The sequence below is a fragment of the Sporofaciens sp. JLR.KK001 genome (assembly GCF_036941055.1).
Lineage (GTDB): Bacteria > Bacillota > Clostridia > Lachnospirales > Lachnospiraceae > Sporofaciens.
Window position 1 is genome coordinate 1,691,295 of the sequence record NZ_JAYMNO010000001.1, and the last position, 23,668, is coordinate 1,714,962.

Annotated in this window: 17 protein-coding genes; 15 read left to right on the forward strand and 2 right to left on the reverse strand. The window is 48.0% G+C overall.

Annotation, left to right across the window (positions count from 1 at the left end; all coding sequences use genetic code 11):
• Positions 1-18: 18 nt before the first annotated feature.
• The 6 genes from VSQ62_RS09050 (at position 19) to VSQ62_RS09075 (ending at position 8,268) form a co-directional block, all read left to right on the forward strand.
• Complete coding sequence (locus VSQ62_RS09050; protein ID WP_334634437.1) at positions 19-1,653, forward strand: class I adenylate-forming enzyme family protein; 1,635 nt, start codon at positions 19-21, stop codon at positions 1,651-1,653.
• A gap of 139 nt (positions 1,654-1,792) precedes the next feature.
• A complete protein-coding gene (locus VSQ62_RS09055) occupies positions 1,793-2,863 on the forward strand; it encodes an ABC transporter substrate-binding protein (protein ID WP_334634438.1) in 1,071 nt (356 codons plus the stop codon).
• A 395-nt stretch (positions 2,864-3,258) separates the two neighbouring features.
• Entirely contained in the window at positions 3,259-4,971 is a 1,713-nt protein-coding gene (locus VSQ62_RS09060) for a [Fe-Fe] hydrogenase large subunit C-terminal domain-containing protein (RefSeq protein WP_334634439.1), read from the forward strand.
• A gap of 1 nt (position 4,972) precedes the next feature.
• The gene (locus VSQ62_RS09065; protein WP_334634441.1) at positions 4,973-6,145 is read left to right on the forward strand and encodes a SpoIIE family protein phosphatase; all 1,173 of its coding nucleotides are present in this window, start codon (positions 4,973-4,975) and stop codon (positions 6,143-6,145) included.
• A 100-nt stretch (positions 6,146-6,245) separates the two neighbouring features.
• A complete protein-coding gene (locus tag VSQ62_RS09070) occupies positions 6,246-7,301 on the forward strand; it encodes an FIST signal transduction protein (protein WP_334634443.1) in 1,056 nt (351 codons plus the stop codon).
• Positions 7,302-7,320: 19 nt separating this feature from the next.
• Complete coding sequence (locus VSQ62_RS09075) at positions 7,321-8,268, forward strand: methyl-accepting chemotaxis protein (protein ID WP_334634444.1); 948 nt, start codon at positions 7,321-7,323, stop codon at positions 8,266-8,268.
• A gap of 84 nt (positions 8,269-8,352) precedes the next feature.
• Here the strand turns inward: VSQ62_RS09075 and aroA are convergent, their stop codons facing one another.
• Both aroA and VSQ62_RS09085 read right to left on the reverse strand, forming a co-directional pair.
• Positions 8,353-9,657 (reverse strand): 3-phosphoshikimate 1-carboxyvinyltransferase, encoded by a 1,305-nt coding sequence (aroA, locus tag VSQ62_RS09080; RefSeq protein ID WP_334634445.1) that lies wholly within the window; start codon positions 9,655-9,657, stop codon positions 8,353-8,355.
• The gene (locus VSQ62_RS09085; protein WP_334634447.1) at positions 9,647-10,741 is read right to left on the reverse strand and encodes a prephenate dehydrogenase; all 1,095 of its coding nucleotides are present in this window, start codon (positions 10,739-10,741) and stop codon (positions 9,647-9,649) included. The genes aroA and VSQ62_RS09085 overlap by 11 nt, the downstream gene beginning before the upstream one ends.
• A 497-nt stretch (positions 10,742-11,238) precedes the next feature.
• Here VSQ62_RS09085 and VSQ62_RS09090 point away from each other — a divergent pair, with 497 nt between their 5' ends.
• The 9 genes from VSQ62_RS09090 (at position 11,239) to trkA (ending at position 23,653) form a co-directional block, all read left to right on the forward strand.
• Positions 11,239-11,859 carry a YesL family protein gene (locus tag VSQ62_RS09090; protein ID WP_334634448.1) on the forward strand — a complete coding sequence of 207 codons (621 nt, stop codon included), beginning with the start codon at positions 11,239-11,241 and terminating at the stop codon, positions 11,857-11,859.
• A 37-nt stretch (positions 11,860-11,896) separates the two neighbouring features.
• Entirely contained in the window at positions 11,897-13,642 is a 1,746-nt protein-coding gene (locus VSQ62_RS09095; protein WP_334634449.1) for a cache domain-containing sensor histidine kinase, read from the forward strand.
• Positions 13,643-13,673: 31 nt separating this feature from the next.
• Entirely contained in the window at positions 13,674-15,275 is a 1,602-nt protein-coding gene (locus tag VSQ62_RS09100) for a response regulator transcription factor (protein WP_334634451.1), read from the forward strand.
• A gap of 180 nt (positions 15,276-15,455) precedes the next feature.
• Positions 15,456-16,766: an ABC transporter substrate-binding protein gene (locus VSQ62_RS09105; protein WP_334634452.1), complete on the forward strand. Its 1,311-nt coding sequence runs from the start codon at positions 15,456-15,458 to the stop codon at positions 16,764-16,766.
• A 73-nt stretch (positions 16,767-16,839) separates the two neighbouring features.
• A complete protein-coding gene (locus VSQ62_RS09110) occupies positions 16,840-17,721 on the forward strand; it encodes a carbohydrate ABC transporter permease (protein ID WP_334634453.1) in 882 nt (293 codons plus the stop codon).
• Positions 17,718-18,560, forward strand: coding sequence for a carbohydrate ABC transporter permease (locus VSQ62_RS09115; protein ID WP_334634454.1), 843 nt, complete (start codon positions 17,718-17,720; stop codon positions 18,558-18,560). The genes VSQ62_RS09110 and VSQ62_RS09115 overlap by 4 nt, the downstream gene beginning before the upstream one ends.
• Positions 18,561-18,586: 26 nt before the next feature.
• Positions 18,587-19,975 (forward strand): GH32 C-terminal domain-containing protein, encoded by a 1,389-nt coding sequence (locus VSQ62_RS09120; protein ID WP_334634456.1) that lies wholly within the window; start codon positions 18,587-18,589, stop codon positions 19,973-19,975.
• 107 nt (positions 19,976-20,082) lie between these two features.
• Positions 20,083-22,158: an elongation factor G gene (locus tag VSQ62_RS09125; protein WP_334634457.1), complete on the forward strand. Its 2,076-nt coding sequence runs from the start codon at positions 20,083-20,085 to the stop codon at positions 22,156-22,158.
• A gap of 136 nt (positions 22,159-22,294) precedes the next feature.
• On the forward strand, positions 22,295-23,653 hold the full coding sequence (gene trkA, locus VSQ62_RS09130; RefSeq protein WP_334634458.1) for a Trk system potassium transporter TrkA: 1,359 nt from the start codon (positions 22,295-22,297) through the stop codon (positions 23,651-23,653).
• Positions 23,654-23,668: the final 15 nt, after the last annotated feature.

Sequence of the window (23,668 nt, forward strand, 5' to 3'; positions counted from 1 at the left end):
AGAAAGGGGATATTTCCAATGCCTATTACAGATATTTTGGAGAAAAACTGCCGGCTGTACGGTGATGACGTGTGCCTGGTGGAGATCAACCCGGAGATGCCGGAGACAAGACGTGTGACCTGGAAGGAGTATGAACTGATCGAGCCGGTGCGCGCGTCTTATTACAGGCGTGAGATCACGTGGAGCGTATTCAATGAGAAGTCCAACCGTTTTGCCAATCTTCTGCTGGAGCGCGGGATCAAGAAAGGCGATAAGGTGGCGATCCTTCTGATGAACTGCCTGGAATGGCTGCCGATATATTTCGGGATCCTGAAGACGGGAGCGTTGGCTGTGCCGCTTAATTTCCGTTATTCTGCGGAGGAGATTCAGTATTGCGTGGAGCTTGCCGAGGTGGACGTGCTGGTGTTTGGACCGGAGTTTATCGGGCGTGTGGAGGAGATCGCGGACAGTATCAGCAAGCACCGCCTGCTTTACTATGTGGGGGACGGCTGTCCGGGATTCGCAGAGGATTATACCATGCATTCTGCCAACTGTTCCAGCCAGTCTCCGAAGATCGATATCAATGACGAGGATTATGCGGCGATCTATTTCTCTTCCGGGACGACCGGATTCCCTAAGGCCATCCTGCATACACACGAGGCGCTGATGCATTCCGCCAAGGTGGAGCAGAATCACCATGGACAGACGAAGGACGATGTATTCTTATGCATTCCGCCGCTCTATCATACCGGAGCCAAGATGCACTGGTTCGGGAGTTTCCTGACAGGGGGGAAGGCAGTTCTTCTTAAGGGAACGAACCCGGAATTTATCTTAAGGGCGGTATCGGAGGAGAAGTGTACGATCGTGTGGCTTCTGGTTCCGTGGGCGCAGGATCTACTGCTGGCGTTGGACAGCGGAAAGATTAAGATGGACATGTATCAGCTGGAGCAGTGGCGGCTGATGCATATCGGAGCGCAGCCGGTGCCGCAGAGCCTTATTAAGCACTGGAAGGATTATTTCCCGAAGCATCAGTATGATACGAATTATGGACTGAGCGAATCGATCGGGCCTGGATGCGTGCATCTGGGGGTAGACAATATCCACAAGGTGGGAGCGATCGGCAAGGCGGGCTTCGGCTGGAAGACGAAGATCATCGACGAGTCCGGGATACCTGTGAAACAGGGAGAGACCGGCGAACTTGCCGTGAAAGGGCCCGGCGTAATGGTGGAGTATTATAATGACAAGAAGGCAACGGAAGAGGTACTGCATGACGGCTGGCTCTATACGGGAGATATGGCGATGGAGGATGAAGACGGGTTCATCTTCCTGGTGGACCGCAAGAAAGACGTCATCATCAGCGGAGGTGAGAATATCTATCCGGTGCAGATTGAAGACTTCCTCCGCACCAACGATGCGGTATTGGATGTCGCTGTGATAGGTCTGCCGGATGAGCGTCTCGGAGAGATTGCGGCGGCGATCGTCTCCCTGAAGCCGGGAGTGATCTGTACGGAGGATGATATTAATCTGTTCTGCAAGAAGCTTCCGAGATATAAGCGTCCGCGTAAAGTGATATTCGCAGACGTGCCGAGGAACGCGACCGGTAAGATCGAGAAACCGAGGTTAAGAGAGATGTACGGGGCTGCGCATCTGGTACAGGAGCAGAACCGGAGATAGATATATATGCCGAGAGAACAGGGATCATGGATGATCTTCTGCGTCTTTCGGCATTTTTGCATGCCGACTTATGATTCGCTTTCACATATATTTTCCGCCGGAATATACTGTACCATTAGGAATTATAAGGAGGATATGTATGAAAAAGCGTATAATTGCAGCAGCGCTGGTTATTGTTCTGTCTATAACTGCCCTGCTTGCCTGCTCGTCTAAGGATGATCAGGGCGAAACTGCCGCTACAACCGGACAGACAGACGATACAAAAGATATCGGTGAAACCGAAGAGACTCTTCCTGAGTCTACGAAGGTGATCTTGAATGAGGTTGCACATTCCATCTTCTATGCTCCGATGTATGTGGCAATTGAAGAGGGGTATTTTGAAGAAGAGGGAATTGATCTGGAATTAGTTACAGGGTTTGGAGCGGATAAAACCATGACTGCCGTTATCTCCGGAAGTGCGGATATCGGGTTCATGGGCTCTGAGGCTTCTATCTATACTTATAATGAGGGCGCCAACGATTATGTCGTCAACTTCGCCCAGCTGACCCAGCGGGCCGGCAACTTCCTGGTAGCGCGGGAAGAGATGCCGGATTTCACCTGGGATGCGATCAAGGGGACGAATGTTCTTGGCGGGAGGAAAGGCGGTATGCCGGAGATGGTATTTGAATATATCCTGAAGCAGCAGGGTATCGATCCGGCAAAAGACGTGAACATAGACCAGAGCATTGATTTTGGCTCCACCGCCGCTGCTTTTGCTGAGAATCAGGGAGACTTCACGGTGGAATTCGAGCCGGGAGCTACGAATCTCGAAAAAGAAGGCAAGGGCTATGTTGTTGCGTCCCTTGGAACCGACAGCGGCTATGTGCCGTATACGGCATTCTCGGCAAAGCAGAGCTATATCAACGACAACCCGGAGGTTATCCAGGGATTCACCAATGCGCTTCAGAAGGGGATGGACTACGTGCAGGCACATACCCCGGAAGAGATCGCAGCGATCATTGCACCGCAGTTTAAAGAGACAGATCAGGATACCATCACAACGATCGTGACGCGGTATTATGATCAGGATACCTGGAAGGAAGATCTGATCTTCGAGGAGGAGAGCTTCGAGCTTCTTCAGGATATTCTTGAAGACGCCGGGGAACTGGCGAAGCGTGCTCCGTATGAGAAGCTTGTAACCACGGAATTTGCCGAAAAAGCAGCCAAATAAGATATCGATATGATTTTTAGGGGCGGTCGCAATGACCGCCTGTTTCATATGCAGCTTTTTCATAATACCATTGAATATATCGTTATATTGCTTTAAAATAGTGTTCATAGAGAGTTTGGAAGGAGAGCCGAAATATGAGCATAACGAGGGAAGCGAAAATGCAGGCAATGCGGACAGATAGCCGAAGCAGCATATGAAATATCTCGCACAGATCCAATGGGATACCGTGCTGGAGGGGATGGAAGGAAACGCTTATATAGAGATCTGCAAAGATTGCAGAATTATTGCGATACTGCATCAACAGGCGTAATGGATAAAAGTTAAAGCCGGAATAACTTGTGAGGGTATGCACATTTTGTTATAATTAGGGGAGTAATGGTACAGGAGGCGAGAAGATGCGGGTTATTGATTTTAGGGATGCAAGCTGCAGGCATTGTTACAAGTGTGTGCGCAATTGCGAGGTGAAGGCGATCTCGGTCGAGAATGAGCAGGCGCACATCATGAAGGATCACTGCATTAACTGCGGGCACTGTCTGGAGGTCTGTCCGCAGAATGCGAAGACATTCGCAAGCGATATGGATCGGGTAAAAGGGTATCTGAAGCAGGGGATGAAGGTGGTCATCTCCATAGCTCCTTCCTATCTCGGCGTGTTGGAATATGACAGGCCGGGACAGGTTGTGGACGCGCTCAAACGTCTGGGATTCTATGAGGTCCGTGAGACGGCGGAGGGTGCGGCGCTTGTCACGAAGGAATACGGGAATCTCCTTCGGGACGGACAGATGACGAATATCATTACTACATGCTGCCCGAGCGTCAATGATCTGATCGAGAAGTATTATCCGTCGCTGGTGTCTATGATGGCGCCGGTAGTATCGCCTATGATCGCTCATGGACGCCTGATCAAGAGTATTTACGGCGAAGATGTGAAGGTTGTGTTCTTAGGGCCGTGTATTGCGAAGAAGGAAGAGGCTGTCGGGGACGAGCGCGTAAGGGGAGCGGTCGACGCGATCCTGACATTTGAAGAGATCACGAAGTGGTGGGCTTCGGAAGGAATCGACATTCATCGCTGCGCTGATCTGCCGGTGGGGAATCCAAGCCCCAGGGTGAATCAGCTCTACCCGATCAGCGGAGGAGTGATCCAGTCTGTCCTTGCGGGTACGGAGGACGACGGGTACTATAAGGTACATATCGACGGCCTTAAGAGCTGTATGGAGTTATTTGCAGAATTAGAGAAGGGCGGGACCAGGAATTGCTTCTTCGAGGTAAATGTCTGTGAGGGCGGATGCATCAAGGGCCCGGCTTCCGACAAGTGGCATCAGTCCTTGATCCGTGCGAAGATGGATATTGAGAAACAGGTGATGCACAGAGAAGAGGCCGAGGGGATCGATGGAGGGACTTTGAATCTGCGCAAGGTATTCATCGACCGCCGCGTTGTCGATAAGCAGCCGTCTGACCGGGAGATGCAGGAGGTTCTGCACGCTATGGGCAAGTACACGAAAGAGGACGAGCTGAACTGCGGCGCCTGCGGGTACGCTACCTGCCGTGCGAAGGCGGCGGCGGTCTTCCAGAAGAAGGCAGAGATAGGTATGTGCCTTCCGTATGCACTTGCACAGGCGGAATCTATGTCGAACATTGTCATGGATGTGACGCCGAGCATGATCATGATCGTTGATAAGGATATGAGGATCCGGGAGTGCAACAAGAAGGCTATGGAGATGCTGGGAGTATCCAGGGAGGAGGCGTTGGAGCGCTATATCTTTGAATTCATAGACGACAGCGACATTGCGGAGGTTCTGGCGACCAGGCAGCAGATCATCCATAAGAAGCTGAGTCTGGACACCGTGAAGCTTAAGGTGGTGGAGACGATCATCTATATTGACAGTCTGGATTCTGTTCTTGTGACCTATCAGGATATTACGAAGGAAGAGAAGGCCAAAGAGCAGCACTATAACCTGAAGATGGAGACGGTCGAGATGGCGCAGAAGGTTATCGATAAGCAGATGATGGTAGCCCAGGAGATCGCAGGGCTCTTAGGAGAGACTACGGCAGAGACAAAGGTGACCTTGTCGAAGCTTCGTGATTCGATCCTGTTTGAAGAGGAAGAATAGTATGAGTGTGAGTGTAGATATATCCTGGAAGAGCCTGAACAAGCACGGAGAGGAGCTGTGCGGGGATAAGGTAGAGATATTGAAGACAAAGGATTCGGAGATCGTGATCCTGGCGGACGGGATGGGAAGCGGGGTTAAGGCGAATATTCTGGCGACGCTGACTTCTAAGATACTGGGGACTATGTTTCTGGAAGGTGCGGCGATAGAGTCTTGTGTTGAGACTATTGCGAAGACGCTTCCGGTCTGCAAGGTCAGGGAGGTGGCCTATGCTACGTTCAGTATCCTGCAGATCTTCCATAACGGTGAGGCATATCTGGTGGAGTTTGACAACCCTCAGTGTATCTTTGTAAGGGACGGGAAGATCGTAGATTATCCGTATGAGGAGCGGGTGATCGAGGGGAAGGATATCCGTGAATATCGTTTTAACGTGCGTCTTAAGGATTGTTTTGTGTTAATGAGCGACGGGGTGATCTGGGCCGGCGAAGGAGAACTTATGAACCTTGGGTGGACCTGGAAGGATATGGCGGACTATACGCTGAAATGTACGAAGCAGACGCTATCGGCTTCCCGCCTTGCGGCAATGCTGAGCCAGCTATGCGACGATCTGTATGGGAATAAGCCGGGAGACGATACGACGGTGGCGGTAGCCAGAGTGATCGAGCGGCGGATCGTGAATATATTCACCGGGCCTCCGACACACAAGGAGGATGACGAGAGGGTCGTGCGTGATTTTATGAAGCAGGAGGGCCTTAAGGTAGTCTGCGGCGGCACCAGCGCCAACATCACGTCGAGAGTGTTGAAACGGGAGATCGTTACTTCTGTGAATTACGCTGATCCGACGGTCCCGCCGACCGCCGCCATAGAAGGACTGGATCTTGTCACGGAGGGCGTTTTGACTATAGGGAAGTCGCTGGGGCTTCTGAAGCGGTATGAGCAGGACGAGTTTGACGAGGCTTTCTTCGATGAGCTGGACGCGGACAACGGCGCGGCGAAGCTTGCGAAGCTGATCATTGAGGAATGTACACAGCTGAATCTCTTCGTCGGGAAGGCGATGAACGTGGCGCATAAGAATTCGAACCTTCCCTTTGACTTAAGCGTCAGGATGAATCTGGTGGAACAGTTAAAGGAATGCGTGGAGCATTTGGGCAAGGCTGTGAATATAAAATATTATTGATGCGTGTCCATATATGAAAAATGATTGACGTGCATATACATTTCCCATATAATAAAATCACGTTTTTGTGTTAAAAGAAGGAAAGAACGAGGACTACATAATGAGACAGATTTTTGGTAAAAGCCATAATGGAAATTTAAAAGAAGCGGTCCGTGGGATCAGTAACCCGCAGCTTCTTATGCTGATGTCTAACAGCGATCAGTTTGAAGCACATGTAAAGGAATTGGAGGAGATATTTCCCGGAGTTCCAAGTATCGGGTGTATCGGTATGAGTTATGATACGAAGATAGTGGAGAAGGGGGTAGGCGTGGTCGCATTTTCAGACGGAGTAAGCGCAGTTGCCAACGTTCTGGAGAAAGTATCTGTCATGCCTGTCAGGTATATCGAGCGTCTGGAGAAGGATGTGAACAGTATAAGAGGTTCCCATAACGACACGGTCTGCATTGATTTTTGTTCCGGCAACGACGCGTGCGTGCTGACGACGATCTATTCGGTACTGAAGCGCAGAGATATATCTTTGGTCGGCGGTACCGGCGACGCGGGCAAGGTGTCTGCCAACGGACGGATCTATGAAGATGCTGTAGCTTATGCGCTGGTGAAGAATCAGGGCGGCCGGGTGAAAGCATATAAGGAGAATATTTATCATCAGATGAGGAATCACAGGTTCATCGCCTCACAGACGGATAAGGCCAACTATGTGATCGGCGCGCTGAACGGCAAGCCGGCAAGGCAGGTCTATCAGGATATTCTTCATGTGACGGAGCAGGAGATCACAACGCGGACCTTCCAGAACCCGTTCGGCAAATTGAATGGAGACGATACCTGTATCGTATCGATCAAGGAGGTAAAGGGCGATGCGCTGACCTGTTTCAGGCAGGTCAACGATTCCGACGTCCTTGTGTTGTTGGAACTCGGCGACTACAGAGCGATCGTAAATGATACGATTCGGACGATAAAGCAGGATTTTTCCAGAGTTTCAGCAGTATTCTCAGTGAATTGCCTCTTCCGGTATCTGTTGTTTACACAGAATAATTATATGCAGGAGTATCTGAACGAGATGGGAAGACTGGGAAATCATGCGGGTCTTGTGGGATACGGAGAGCATTATAATAATCGTTTTGTGAACCAGTCTATGACTTGCGTGGTATTTGAATAGGAGAAGGGGGAAGAGCAAGGTGTTTTGGAAAAGGAATAAGCAGGAGGTCCGTACAGTATCCGAGAATGAGAACAATCTGTATCCGATATTGCACGTAATGAGCAGTTTGAAGGATTATCACAAAGAGATGGTGCAAAAGGAAGTAGATTCTCTGTGGGAATTGAATGAGATCGGGACTTCTTTTGGGGCTGTTGTCAGAGAAGGAGAAGAGTTTCAGGGAAAGCTTCTGGATTTTGGTGAGAATTTCACAAGCATCGAGCAGGTCTCCGGTGAGTTTGAGACGGTGAAGGATACGATTTCCCAATCGGTGACCCGTGCGCAGGACGGTGTGGAGGAATTAAGGAACAGCTCCGAGCAGGTTGCGGCATATTTCAATGAGATGGAGACTACCTTCGAAGACCTGCAGAAGGCAGTAGAGAGGATCAAACGGTGTACGGATAAGATCATATCCATTGCCGATCAGACGAATATTCTTGCGATCAACGCTTCCATCGAGGCTGCACGCGCCGGAGAGCAGGGCAAGGGCTTTGCGGTTGTGGCAGTGGAGGTCAAGAAGCTTGCCGACGAGATCAAGGATCTGACCGGAGAGGTGGATCTGGGAATCCAGGAGGTAGAGAAGGGAACGGATCAGCTTAACAGCAGTATCACGACTTCTGAGAACGCTCTTGGCGAGAGTCTTAATAAGGTTCGGGAAACTTACGAGATGTTTGATGAGATCACGCAGTCCGCGGAGGGAGCGACAGGCGTACATAGGGAGATCTCCGGTGTGATCGATCAGTCCAAATCAGCTCTTCAGGTTTTGTGCGGATTCTTCGATCAGATCAAGAATCAGTATCAGGAGGTCGTTCAGCATATCAATAAGGCCGGAAAGCTTGGAACGACGAAGAGTACCATGTTCGAGGATGTAGATAATATGCTGTCCCAGATCCCGCCGATCGTGAAGGACTATACTTCTTCACAGGAATAGAAGAGGAAAAGCTGCCGCCGTGTGCGGCAGCTTTTTTGATATATAAAAGAAGATAACAAAAGAGGGCGGACTTGCCGCCGCTCTCTATATTGAGTTTAGCGTCGCGAAGAATTCAGGGTAAGAGACGTCTACGCACTGACTGTCTTCGATCACGGTTTCGCCTCCGGCGATCAGGCCGGCGATCGCGAATGCCATGGCAATGCGGTGATCCAGACGGCTCTTGATTCGTGCGCCGCGAAGATCTGTGCCGCCTTCTATGATCATTCCGTCATCCGTGGGGGTAATGTCAGCGCCCATTGCCCGTAAGTTTTCCGTGACAGTATCGATCCGGTTCGTCTCCTTCACCTTTAATTCCGCGGCGTCTTTGATGACTGTCGTACCATTTGCGCAGGCTGCCATCACGGCGATGACCGGGATCTCGTCGATCAGCGCAGGGATCAGGCTGCCGCCGATAACTGTACCGTGAAGTCGGCTATAGCGGACAAGGATATCTGCGGTCGGCTCCCCGGCCCTGGAATCCGTATTTTTACTGTTCAGATAAGTAATATCTGCCCCCATGGCTTCACAGACCTTAAGGATTCCCGCACGGGTTGGGTTGGTTCCTACGTTCCTGATGAGCAGTTCGGAGCCGGGAATGAGAAGTCCGGAGGCTATAAAATACGCTGCCGATGAGATATCTCCGGGAACCTGGATCATTTGCCCATAGAGCTCCCGGCAGGGCTGAATGCGTGCGGTCGCGCTTCCGTCTTCGTGAAGCTTCGAAGAGATATCGGCGCCAAAGCTTCGGAGCATCAGTTCCGTGTGGTTGCGGGAGAGAGCCGGTTCGGTCACGGAAGTCTCGCCATCGGCGTAGAGTCCGGCAAGAAGGACGGCGGATTTGACCTGGGCGGAGGCGACCGGCGACTGATAGTGAATGCCGTGAAGCTTACCAGGCGTAATCTTAAGAGGGGCGCAGTTATTGCCGTGTACGCTTGCGATCTGTGCGCCCATAGCGGTAAGCGGTTTGATGATCCGTCCCATGGGACGGGAGTTTAGGGATTCGTCCCCGGACATCACAGAGGAAAAGGATTGTCCCGACAGGATGCCCGACATAAGCCTTGTAGTCGTTCCGCTGTTCCCCACGTCTAAGGTCCCCCGCGGGGCAGATAATCCCCGAAGTCCCTGACCGTGTACGATGATGCTGCCGGTATCTTCAGTGATCCTGATTCCCATACTTCGAAAACAGGCGATGGTAGACAGGCAGTCCGCGCCTTTCAGGAAATTCGTGATCTTCGTAGTCCCGCGTGCTATGGCGCCGAACATGATGCTTCTGTGGGAGATAGACTTGTCGCCCGGAATCGTGATCTCGCCTTTCAGTCCGGTTCTTGGATAAATACTTTTAACGCTCATATACAATATACCTGAATTTCTGCAGAATCTCTGCGGCCTTCTTAGAAGACGCCTCGTCGTAGAATTCTATTCGCAGAACCCCTTCTTCAAATTCTCTGTTATTTACAATTCCGATATTCTTAAGATTCAGATTGTTGGAAGCGAGGATAGTAGCGATTGCCGCGATCCCGCCTGCTTCATCTATAATATCGCAATAGACCTCGTATGCCTTCTTGATCGGACCGGCAGATGACGAGGGAATGGCGTTTCGGTAGTTTCTTGCAGTATCAAACATGCGGTAGATCCCTTGTTCGTCTTCCTGATCGATCAGCTTCCTGGCGCGGCTTAAAAACTGGATATAGGAGTCAAGGATCCGGGAGATATTCTCCTTATTCTTCAGGCAGATATGCTGCCACATGGTCGGTGAGGAGGAGGCGATCCTTGTAATGTCTTTGAAGCCTCCGGCCGCAAGGTTCTTCATCAGTTCATCCCTGGTATCCGTATCCCGAACGAAATTTACCAGGCTTGACGCGATAATATGCGGAAGATGGCTGATGGTTCCGGTCACATAGTCATGCTCCTGATGATCCAGAAGAACCGGTATAGCGTGAAGATCCTGGACAAATCTTTCATAGCGTGCTATCTTTTCCTTGGGAACTTCACTGGTGGGAGTCAGCACGAAGTATGCATTTTCGATCAGCATGGCCTTGGAGTTGATGTAACCGCTTTTTTCTGAGCCGGCCATGGGATGCCCGCCGATAAAATAACGTTCGATTCCTAAGGCTTCTACTTCCTTGTGGATATTGGTCTTCACACTCCCTACGTCGGTCAGGATACAGTCGTCGTGAAGATATTCTCGGATCTGCCTTAGGTACGCTGTATTGTAAGAGACGGGAGCGCACAGGAAGAGGTAACGGCAATTGCGGAAATTGTCGTCTATGGTTGTTGCTGCAACGTCGATTACGGACTCCTGGGTTGCCAGGGCCAGAGTTTCTTTATTCTTATCGAAGGCTACGATCTCGTAATCGGGGAAATACTGCCGGACTGCCCTGGCGATCGAGCCGCCGATGAGACCTAAGCCGATAAAGCCGATTTTATGGTTCATAGGTATCTCCTTTGAAATATAGATGATACTCTATTGTACCCATGAAATGAGTTTTTGTCAATTCTGTGTTGCTTTAAAGTGATAAAGAAATTGGGCTGTAACACATACTCAAGATACTATAGGTGAAAAAATTGCAGAAACGCTGTCTGTTTTACAGGAAAACGTTCGATAAATTGGGGAAATGATTTACGGCAGCGAAGGCAGAAGCGAATGCTGTACAGGGGATTCCCGAAATGATAAAGATTGATACTGGCAGGCATTTTCGCGAAATATTATAGACATAAAAAGGAAACAGGCAACCTGTTTAAGTATAAAGCTGTACACGACACTAAAATAATATTTTAGCGACAGAAAGACATTGAAGAAAATAAATGCTGCCGTTGCATTAAAATAGGAAAATAGGAAAATCGCAAAGCCCAGGCCATGCCGGTGTCAGATTTTATGATTGCACCGGAAGATAAGGCTATGCTATTGTAAAACAAAAAGGGTGGTTGAGTATGGGCTTTTTTGATGTGGACGGGAAGCTTGCGCAGGTTATATCAAGGATCTTTGATTTGATAAAGCTGAATCTTTTATGTCTGATCTTTTCCCTGCCGGTGATTACAGCAGGCGCGGGTCTGACTGCGGCATGGTACAATCTCTTGAAGATGGCGCGCAATGAAGAGTCTTATATAGGGAAGAGCTATTGGAAGGCTTTTAAGACGAACTTCCGGCAGGCGACAATCATCTGGAGCTTCTTAATAGCAGGCTTTACTGTTATTCGGTTAGATCTTGTGTTTCTCAAGGATGCAGGAGGCGGGGGTATGCCCATACGCATTGCGCTGCTTTTTATATTTTGGATTTTATGCCTTATCTCTCTGTACATATTTCCTATATTGGCAAGATTCGATAATACAATAAGAAATACAATGAGAAATGCATGTTATATGACTTTCCGTTATTTGCCATACACGTTTTTGATGATGTCATTCTTTCTGGCAGGTCCGATATTGTGTATCATAAACTGGAAATTATTTGGTTACTATATTTTGTATATGATGCTGATCGGAATTACGGGACCGGGGTATTTATCCGCCATATTATTCAGGAAAATATTTGATGATCTTCCGATGGAATAGATCTTCAGGCACCTTAATAAAAATGGGAGGAAATTTTATGTTTACGTGGATGAAACAACGAATAAAAGATATGCCGATCTTTCAGAAAATGTTTGTGATATGTATACTGGTTACGGTTACTATATCTGTAATTTCCGGTGGGATTACATATGTGACTGCATCGGATATTATTCTGAAAAAGACGATCGCACAGACAGAAGAGACGATTAATCAGGTGTCAGAAAATTATGATTCTTTTATGGAAATGATCGCGAACCGCCTGGATTATATTGCATTCAATCCCACGGTGCAGGAGGAACTGCTGAACAGAAGACCGGAGAAAAATGAAGAAGGATATTACGGTGGTACAAGGATGGTGAAGCGCTTGTTAGTGCAGATGTTCAAGAGTTATCAGATGGAGGATATTGAGATCTATGGAGAGAATGGAAAACAGTATTTTTGCTCGATACGCGGAACGGAAGAACCGGAGTTGGAGAATGAAGATGAATTAATGGCGATTGCGGCAGCGGGCAGCGGTGCGGTAACGTATGTGAATGACATTTCGGGCAGCGGGTGCCTGCAGATCGTGAAATTGGTGAGAGACAATCTGACGATGGATTCTCTTGGAGTCCTGCGGACAGGAATTCGGGCGTCTGCATTAGAGCGAATTCAGGAGAATGTGGATTTTGCATCTTCCGGGATGATCCTTTTGTTGGATGACAAGAATGAGATTATTGTAGGTGAAGCTTCGGAACTGACAGAAGAGGCAGACAGGTTGTTCAACAAATGGAACGATTCATTCCGATATGAGATAGGAGGAGAAGAGTACCGAGTTGTATATCAGGTGTCGGATTATACAGGATTCAAGGCTATTGGAATACTTCCGGCAAAGGAGATCGCGTCTGCGATCGCTCCGGTGCAGATTGCAATGGTAGCTACAATCTTAGTTGGGATTTTCTTAAGTATCGGATTATCCGTGTTCATGTCGCGTTTTATGGGAAAGCCGATCAGGAGAACGGTACAGGCTTTGAGAGAAGTGTCAAAGGGAGATTTTTCCGTCCGCCTCGAGGAAGAGAGAAGGGATGAATTCGGAGAGATCAATCAGGAATTTAATCATACGATTGGCAGGATGGAGGAGTTGTTAGAAGAGATCGCCATAAGTAAGATGTTGAATAGAGAGATGGAGTTCAAGGCACTGCAGGCGCAGATCAATCCGCATTTTTTATACAATGCATTAGATACGATCAACTGGATGGCCAGGAAAGAAGAGAAGGAAGAGATCTGCGAGATGGTCGGTGCCGTCAGTAATCTGCTGCGGATCAGTATCAGCAATAAAGAGACGATGTTTACGCTAGAAAAGGAATTAGATTATGTGAAAGATTATCTCTATATACAGCAGACAAGATATCGCAGCCGTTTTGAGGCAGTATTTGAGATTGATGAGCGCATCAAGTCACAGAGAATTCCGAAACTTACGATTCAGCCCTTAGTGGAAAATGCGATCGTACACAGCGTAGAAGTGAGAAAGGAAAAGACAGAACTGATGATACGTGCGTATCGGGTGAAGGAAGAAGTCTACATTGAGATAGAAGATACCGGTATCGGAATGTCCAAAGAAACTTTGGCAAATATCTTAAGACCGCAGAAAGAGAAAATAGATATCAAGACTGCCCATACGGGACTTGGAGTCTATGCGGTGCACCAAAGGATCCAATATATGTTTGGGGGAGCGTATGGGCTGCAGATTTATTCAGAGGAAGGAAGAGGGACGCGGGTTATGATCCATTTCCCATATAAAGTATGAAAGGGCAATATTATTAGTAGGAGGAATGGTTTTGGAATTGGGTGTATTGATCCTTGATGACGAGGAGATTATCTTAGATGGGTTGTGCCACTTTCCATGGAAAGATTATGGATGTACCGTAGTGGCAAAGGCAGAAGATGGAGAGAAAGGGCTTGCCCTGATGACTGTGCACAAACCAGACATTATTCTGAGTGATATTAAGATGCCGGAGATGAACGGACTGGAGTTCGCAAGGAGGGCGAAAGAGATCTGTCCTGAGGTGGAGATTATTCTGCTGACGGGATATGATGATTTTGAATTTGCAAAATCCGCGATTCATATCGGTGTATCGGAATATCTTCTGAAGCCTGTTAATTTCAAAGAAATGCATACTGCCGTGGGGAAGGTATGCTGTAAGATACGCAGTACGAGAAAGGTTCAGAGAGATTACGCAGAGTTGCAGCGGAAATATCAGAAGACGATCCCGGCAGTACGCAGAAAAGTAATCTCAGACCTGATCTATGGAAGATTTAATGATAGCAAAGAGATGCAAAAGCGTCTGGAGAATTTGAATATTTATATTGAACAGTATGTACTTGTCTATGGTTCGATCCATGCGGATGAGGGGAAGGAAAGGGCTGGATTAGAACCGAATTTGTTCGATTTTGTTGTGGAGAATATCTGTGAGGAATTTTTGAAACAGACGGGACAGCAGGTGTATTATGAATTTGATAATCTGGGCTATTGCTTTATCGTAACATTTCCGCGGCATATGGCAGAGAAGGATTGTGAGGTGTGTTGTGAACAGGCATGTGAGAAGATCCAGAAGAATATAAGAGAAGTGCTGCAGGTGGAGATGGCATTTGGAATCAGCCGGCAGGAGAAGAATCTGTTCCGGATGAATCATGCCTACGAGCAGGCGTTAGAGGCCTGTGAGCAGGGGGCTTATCTGGGAGAGGGATCGGGTATCCTGACCTATGCGGATGTGGCTGATATAAAGCTGCCGGTCTGGCGGGTGTCGGACGGCGAGAAGAAGAGGCTTCTTTCAGAGTTAATGCAGGGAAATATTGAGACAGCGAAGAAGCTGATCCAGGAAATATTCGAGCAGTGTCCGGATATTGAAACGATACGGTATAATGTGATGGAGGTGATGCTCCTTAGCGTTCAATATTTGGCTGATAGAAGAATCGTAGAGCATACAGATAAAGAGAACAGCATATTTATCACGGAATGCCTGAAGAAGGTGTATGAAAGTCATACAAAGCAGGCAGTATTAAGTGTCCTGAAGTCGATTGTCGAATATCTGGCAGAGCGAAACAGAGATGAAAGGCTGAGCCGGAACCAGAAAAGCGCAAAAAGTATGATGGAATATATCGAAGAGAATTACGGCGAGGACCTGTCATTGGATACACTTGCGGATCATTTTAAGCTAAGTAAAACATATATTAACCGTCTGCTTAAAAATTACAGCGGGAAAAGCTTTCTGGAGATTTTACTTAAATGCAGAATGGAGAAGGCGGAGGATCTGATCGCCCAGGGCGAGCACAAGATATATGAAATCGCGGAGATGGTTGGGTATCATGATCAGAGTTATTTCATACGAGTATTCAAGAGATATTATGGGGTGACTCCGAACGTGTATAAGCGAATTTGAAGTATAGGACAAAAGAACACCTTAATTTGACGGTTGCCTTTTTTCATATAAAAAGTATGGATTTTTCCGATTTGTGTCAAAATTTCCTATGTGTTGATTGCGTGTTGGACAGTATAATTAAGTTATAAAAATAAGTCGTTGATGCATCGGACTTTCATATCAAACAAGGAGGAAATGATAATGAAAATGAAGAAATTGACTGCGTTGCTGTTGGCAGGTGTGATGATAATGTCTGCAGCGCTTACAGGGTGTGGTTCCGGTGATTCGGGGTCCGGTTCCGAAAAAGATTCAGGCGGAAAGGCGGGGGAACGCAAGAAGATCACGGCGCTGCTCCGCTGCAGTGAGACTTCAACAAAATATATTATATTGAAGAAGCTGCTGACAGAGTTCAGCGAAGAGAAGGGGCTGGAAGAGCCGGAATTCGAATTGGTAAGCGGGGATGCGGATTATGTAACGAAACTACAGCTTTATATTAACAGCAATTCACTTCCGGATATCTATGGATGTGCGAATGGCGCGCTATCTGCCGCAGCAAAGGATATTGATGCGATGGTAAATGTGGGTGATGAGCTAGAGCGCATTGGCATGAAGGATGATATGAATAGTGCGGTATATGATTTCTTTACAGATGCAGATGACGGTAATGTATATCTGTTTCCGGAGAGTTTGAACTGTGAATTCTTCTTCTACAGAAAAGATATTTTTGACAAATATGATCTGGAAGCGCCAAAGGATTGGGATGAGTTTCTTGCGGTATGCAAGACATTGAAGGAGAAAGGTGAGATTCCGGTAGTTGTGGCTGGAAAGGAAAACTGGCAGTTAATGAGGTATCTCTCTTTCGCTCCATGGAGGATGACGAAAGATGGCTTCATCAAAGGGTATATGGAAGGAACAGAGACATTTTCAGATAATATAGCGGCAAAATCAGGTGCAGAGCTTCTTCATACAATGGGAACAGAAGAATATTTCCAGGGCGGTTTCCTGAGTACGGATTATACCGCGGCGACAGATCTGTTCTTTGGCGGTACCGGATGTATGTGGTACAGCGGTTCCGGTCAGATCACGCAGGCGAGCGAGATGTATGAGGCAGGTGAGCTTGGCTTCTTCGCAGTACCGGATGTAAAGGGCGAGGATAATATGGATACGAATGTACCGATCCATGGCGGGTTTGGCACAGCGTTCAATGCACAGACTTATGATGATACAATGAAAGAATGCTTCCAGTATATCTGTGAGAATTATTCGGAAGCATGCTACAAAGAGGCAAAAGTATTCTCCCCGTTCAATGACGAGATGCCGGAAGGGTTAGATTCTCTGTTTTATGACCTGTATCCGATGTTCGAGACGGCGACGGACGCATGGGTATCATGGGATGATAAATTAGATTCAGCGACGCTCACAAGCCTTGTAGATGAACAGCAGAAACTTGCACAGGGAAGTGAGACACCGGAAGAATTTGAAAAGGCGGCAGACTCCTTTATAACAAAGTAAAAGTTGTATTCCTTGCACTGGATCTGTATGAAGCGGCAGATTCAGTGCAATTGTTAAGAAAGGAGTTGAATTTGTGCAAAAAGCATTTGGAAGGAAAAAAGTAATATTGATGTTCCTGCTTCCGGCATTGACTGTATATATTTTATTTGTAGTAGTGTCCGTGGTATGGGCAGGGTTTTACAGCTTTTTTAACTGGAGCGGCGTAGGAGAGAAGACATTTATCGGGATTCAGAATTATGTACAGCTTATGCAGGATGCGACATTCTGGGCTACGGTAGGCCATACATTGGCCTACACGGTGATCTGTGTATTGATACAGGTATTTGGCGGTTTGTTATTTGCAATCTTCTTGACTCGGCTTACGAAGGGACGGGCATTGCTGCAGACCTTGTATTATGTGCCGGTAGTCATCTCTTCGGTGGCGATTTGCCAGATATTCAGTAAACTGCTCTCGGTAACGCCGATCGGTGTGATCAATGCGGTGCTCAGTATATTTCATGCGGATCTGGCGACAATGGAATGGATCTCCAACGGAGAAGTATCCTTGTATGTGGCAGCATTTGTAGAAGGGTATAAGTATCTGGGGCTTTATATGGTCATATTTTATGCAGCATTGATAGGGGTTCCAAAGGATCTGGAAGAAGCGGCGATCGTGGACGGGGCGAATGTGATCCAGCAGTATTGGAGGGTGAAGATTCCATATATCAAGCCGGTGATTATATCCAACTGTATCCTGGTCCTGAATGGTTCTCTGCGTTCCTTTGATATTTCCTATCTGTTGACCAAAGGAGGGCCTGGAAATGCGTCGGAATTGATGTCAACTTATATGTATAAGCAGGCATTTTCCAGTATGAAATACGGATATGGCAGTGCAATCGCGATGGTGATCGTTATCATCTGCATGGTGGTTGGCTTTACATTCAGACGGGTGACGGAGAGGGGCGAGACAGCATGAACAGAATAATTAAGAGAAGGACATTGACCGTTTTGAAGACTCTTGTTGCTGCCGTTCTGCTGGTGATACAGGTATACCCGATTTTTTATGTGGTCACGTCCAGTATGAAGACGACGGATGATTTCCGGCATCTTGCATCCTACGCACTACCCAGCGCTTTCAATCTGGAGAATTACGTGAAGGTATTTACGACCAGTTCGATGCTCACCTATTTCAAAAACAGTATTATTATTACGGTCGGCGTACTGATCCCGCTGTTGATCATCAGCTTTATGGCGGGGTTTGCGCTGAGCAAGATCCATTTCAAAGGCAATAAGAGGGTGCTGGAATTCCTGATGCTGGGGCTGATGCTTCCGTTTCAGGTCGCGTTGATCCCATTGTTTACGATTTTCAATAATCTGGGGATCTTGAATACATATCCGGCGGTTATACTGCCGCAGATCGCTTTTTCTCTGTCGTATTCGATTCAGTTATTTTATTCATTCAGCAAATTCCTGCCGGATGAGATTATTGAGGCGGCGATCATAGACGGTTGTTCTCCGTTTCGGACCTTTGTGGAGATTGTTGTGCCGATGTCCACGAATTCCCTGCTCACGGTAGCGACCATGCAGGGAGTATTTACCTGGAATGACTTTATCAATGCCTATACATTTACCAAGTCAACGGCTATGAAGACAGTCACTTTGGGGTTAAATGATTTCGTAGGGTTTATGGGAACTACGGATTGGGGAGCAACCTTTGCCGCGATCACAGTGACGGTATTGCCGACCTTTATATTCTATTTTATTACAAGTAAATATATGATGAGCGGACTGACTGCAGGGGCAGTCAAGGAATAAATATTGATATGAGGAGGAGTTTTAGCATGACAAAATTATATTATCAGTTTCCGGAAACCTGGTTTGGCGATTGCATGCCCTTTGGCAAGGATGATAAATTCTTTCTGTTCCATCAAAGGGACACAAGGAAGCCGGGGCCATTTGGAGAACCTTTTGGGTGGGATCTTGCTGTAACGGCAGATTTCGTAAATTATGAGGACTGCGGTGCAGCAATTCCACGGGGAACGGACGAGGAGCAGGATCAGTTTATCTTTGCCGGGAGTGTGTTCGAGGCAGAAGGGCAGTATCACGCCTTCTATACCGGGTACAACCGGGATTATCCGGCGCAGGGGAAGGCGTCCCAGGTGTTGATGCATGCGGTGTCGGACGATCTCTATCACTGGACCAAATCAAAGGAGGCGCTAACCTTTTATCCGCAGGAAGGATACGACCCGGACGACTGGCGCGATCCGTGGGTGATCCGGGATGAAGAGAAGGAAGAGTATCTATTGATCCTGGGAACGAGGAAAGCCGGTCCTAAAACGCAGCAGACAGGACGGACGGTAAAATTTACCTCCAAGGACCTAAAAGACTGGAAGTTCGAGGGGGATTTCTGGGCGCCTGATTTGTATACGATGCATGAGATGCCGGATCTTTTTAAGATGGGAGACTGGTGGTACCATATTGTGACGGAATACAGCGACCGCAGCAAGATGATTTACCGCATGAGCAAGAGTCTTGACGGGCCGTGGACCGCGCCGAAGGACGATGCATTTGACGGGCGCGCGTATTATGCAGGAAGGACATTTTGCTTAAACGGACAGAGGATCTTATTTGGCTGGGTTCCGACGAAGATTGACTGTGACGACAGGAAGAATTTTGAATGGGCGGGAACCTTTGTTGCCCATGAGGTGTACCAGAGAGAAGACGGGACATTGGGGGTGCGGATCCCGGATACGGTATGGGAAGCGTTTGGAGAGCGGAACCGGGTGGAAGACTTCGTAATAGACGGTTCAAATAAGCGTACCGAGAAGGTAATAGAGAAGGCATGCGGGGGACTGTATTCCTTAGAAGCGGATATCAGTTTCACTGAAGGGACACATTCTTTCGGGATACGGATGCTGGAGAATGAGGAGACACAGCAGTCGTATCAGTATATGTTCCGTACAGCCGAGAACAGGTATGTATTCGAGAAGAATCCTAACTGGCCTTGGTTCGACTGTATGAATATCGGCCTTGAACGTCCGATCGAGCTGGCAGCGGGAAGGACTTACCATATTCAGATGATCGTGGATGATACGATTGCAACGATATATGCAGACGGCGTGGCTTTGAACGCGAGGATGTATGAGAGGCCGGGCGATGCTCTGAGCATGTTTGTAACAGACGGGAAGCTTACGGTGAAGAATTGTTCTGTAAATATCGGAATCAGGTAGAATGTTGTAAAAAATTGTAAAACCTGCATAAAAGAGTTGTAATGCCCCTGATTTTTTAGTACAATGTAAACATGAGATTTTACCAAGTATAAGGAGGCACCGAGAATATGAAGGTTTACAGAACTGATGAGATCAGGAACGTTGTTCTCTTAGGACATGGCGGGAGCGGCAAGACAAGCCTTGTTGAGGCTATGGCTTATGTATCAGGAGCGACGAATCGTATGGGGAAGATCACGGACCACAATACGATCAGCGATTTCGATAAAGAGGAGCAGAAGAGAGAATTTTCAATCAGCACGACGCTGATACCGATCGAGTGGGAGAAGGCGAAGATCAATGTCCTTGATACCCCGGGATATTTCGATTTTGTCGGAGAGGTTGAAGAGGCAGTCAGCGCAGCGGACGCGGCGGTGATCGTGGTATCCGGTAAGTCCGGTGTGGAGGTCGGAACAGAGAAGGCCTGGGAATTGTGCGATAAGTACAATCTGCCCCGTATGATCTACGTGACGGAGATGGATGTAGACGACGCAAGCTTCCGTCAGGTAGTGGAGGATCTGAACGAGAGATACGGCAAGGTGATCGCGCCTCATTTCCAACCGATCAGAGAGAATGAGAAGCTGGTAGGATATGTCAACGTTATCAAGAATGCCGGCAGACGTTATACCGGCATCGGTCAGAGAGAGGAATGCGAGATTCCTGAATACTGTAAGGAGAATCTTGAGAATTACCGTGAGAAGCTTCTTGAAGCAGTAGCCGAGATCAGTGACGAGTATATGGAGCGTTATTTTGCAGGAGAGGAATTCTCTGTAGAAGAGATTCGTGCGGCGATGCGTACCGAGGTTATGGAAGGCAGGATCGTTCCGGTTGCCATGGGTTCCAACGTGCAGGCGCAGGGTGTTGCGAACCTGTTATCAGATATCGTAAGATTCTTCCCAAGCCCGGATTGGAGAGAGTGCGCGGGTATCAACCGCAAGACCAACGAGATCTATGAGGCGAATTATGATTTCGCGAAGGCTAAGTCAGCTTATGTATTCAAGACGATGGTGGATCCGTTCATCGGTAAGTATTCCTTTGTTAAGGTATGCTCCGGCGTGCTGAAGGGCGAGGATACGCTGTACAATGCGGATTCAGAGACGGATGAGAAGCTTGGCAAGATCTATACTATGATCGGGAATAAGCCGGTAGAGATCAAGGAATTATTTGCAGGCGATATCGGGGCGATCGCGAAGCTTGCGAATACGAAGACCGGTGATACGCTCTCAGCGAAGGCAACGCCGATCCTCTTTGGCAAGACAGAGTATTCCAAGCCGTATACATATATGAAGTATGTGACCAAGAACAAAGGCGATGAGGATAAGGTATCCCAGGCATTGCAGAAGATGATGGCGGAGGATATCACCCTGAAGGCGGTCAATGACAGCGAGAACCGTCAGACATTGATCTACGGTATGGGCGACCAGCATTTAGAGGTTGCTGTGAGCAAGCTCCTTGAGAGATACAAGTGCGAAGTTACTTTGGAGACGCCGAAGGTTGCATTCCGTGAGACTATTAAGAAGAATTCCGATGTAGACACCAAGTATAAGAAGCAGTCCGGCGGACACGGTCAGTATGGACATGTTAAGATGAAGTTCGCAGCATCCGGCGACCTTGATACGCCGTATATCTTCGAAGAGACGGTAGTCGGCGGTGCGGTTCCGAAGAACTACTTCCCGGCTGTTGAGAAGGGACTTCAGGAGTCCGTGCTTAAGGGACCTCTGGCAGGTTATCCGGTAGTCGGCGTGAAGGCGACTCTCTACGACGGATCTTACCACCCGGTAGATTCTTCCGAGATGGCGTTCAAGACGGCTACGGTTCAGGCTTTCAAGAAGGGCTTTATGGAGGCAGGACCGATTCTGTTAGAGCCGATTGCATCTATTAAGGTAATTGTTCCGGATGATTATACGGGAGACGTTATGGGCGACCTGAATAAGCGCCGCGGACGTGTGCTCGGTATGAACCCGATCGCAGGCGGCTTACAGGAGATCGTGGCAGATATCCCGATGACAGGCGTGTTTGGATATTGTACGATCCTTCGTTCCATGACAGGAGGAAGAGGAACATATTCCTATGAATTTGCACGCTATGAGCAGGCTCCGTCTGACGTACAGGAAGCGGAGATCGCGAAGAGGGCGGCAGAAGAATAGACAGAGATTTGAAGAACAGATAAAGATTCAAGAAGAAAAGCCTGTAAGGGCTTTTTTTCTTATGGTAAAAGTGCTATAATCTCTTTTGCTATGAGTCATAGCAAATACTAGTGAGATATGAATGAGGATCAAAAAAATGAAGATAGTAATAATTGGTGACGGTAAGGTCGGGCATAAACTGACCACTCAGTTGTCAGAAGAGGACTATGATATTGTTTTAATTGATCAGAATGCGGGGAAACTAAAGGAAGCTCTGAATCAGCTTGATATTTTCTGCATTACAGGGAACGGAGCGGATGTAGAAGTACAGAAGCAGGCGGATGTTCCCCATGCCGATCTGGTTATCGCATGCGCGTCTATGGATGAACTGAATATGCTGAGCTGTCTGCTCGCAAGAAGGCTTGGGGCCAAGCATACGATAGCGCGTGTACGCAATCCCATATATTACAGGCAGATCGATCTGTTTAAGGAAGATCTGCATATGAGTATGGCGGTTAATCCAGAATTATCGGCGGCCAATGAGATTGCCAGAATCCTGCTGTTTCCCGAGGCATGTAAGGTGGAGACATTTATGAAGGGCAGAGTGGAGTTGGTGGAACACGTTCTGAAGACGGGGAGTCCGCTGGCGGGATTGTCGCTTGCCAAGATCGACCGCAAGTTCCAGATGAACATCCTGGTCTGTGCGGTGAAGCGGGGAGATTCGGTCTATATCCCGGACGGAGATTTTGTACTGCAGGAGGATGACAGACTGCATATTGCCGCAGGGCATCAGGATTTGAGATCATTTTTTAAGTCGTTGGGACGCAAGAGTACGAAGATCAAGAAGGTGATGATCTGCGGTGGAGGGAATCTGTGCTTCTATCTCACCCGTCAGCTTCTCCAGGCGGGGATGCAGGTGAAGATCATTGAGCGTAACCCTGAGAAGTGCGAGTATCTGTGTGAAGCACTTCCCAAAGCTACGATCATACAGGGGGACGCGGCGGATCATGATCTCCTTCTTGAGGAAGGCATACAGGGAACGGATGCGGTAGTTGCGCTTACCGGTATGGACGAGGAGAATATTATTATGTCTCTCTTTGCGAAGGCGCAGGGAGTGGATAAGATCATTGCCAAGGTGAATGAGGATTCCAGGGCGCAGATGGTGGAAGGCCTTGGGATTGACAGTATCGTGTCTGTGAAGAGCGCGGCGGCGGATGAGATCGTTAATTATGTGCGGGCGAGGAAGAATTCCTACAGCAGCGCCAATGTCGAGACGATCTACCGTCTGCTTGGAGGCAGAGTTGAGGCGATGGAGTTCATTATAAAGAAGGAGTGCAAATTCACCAATGTTGCACTCAAGGATCTGCCTACGAAGCCGAACAATCTGATCGCGTGTATCGGAAGAAGACGCAAGATCATCATTCCTGGCGGTGACGACCATTTGGAGGTGGGCGACAGCGTGATTATTGTTACCAAAGAGCATAGAATCAATGATTTTACAGACATACTGGCATAGGGGAGACGAGAAGTA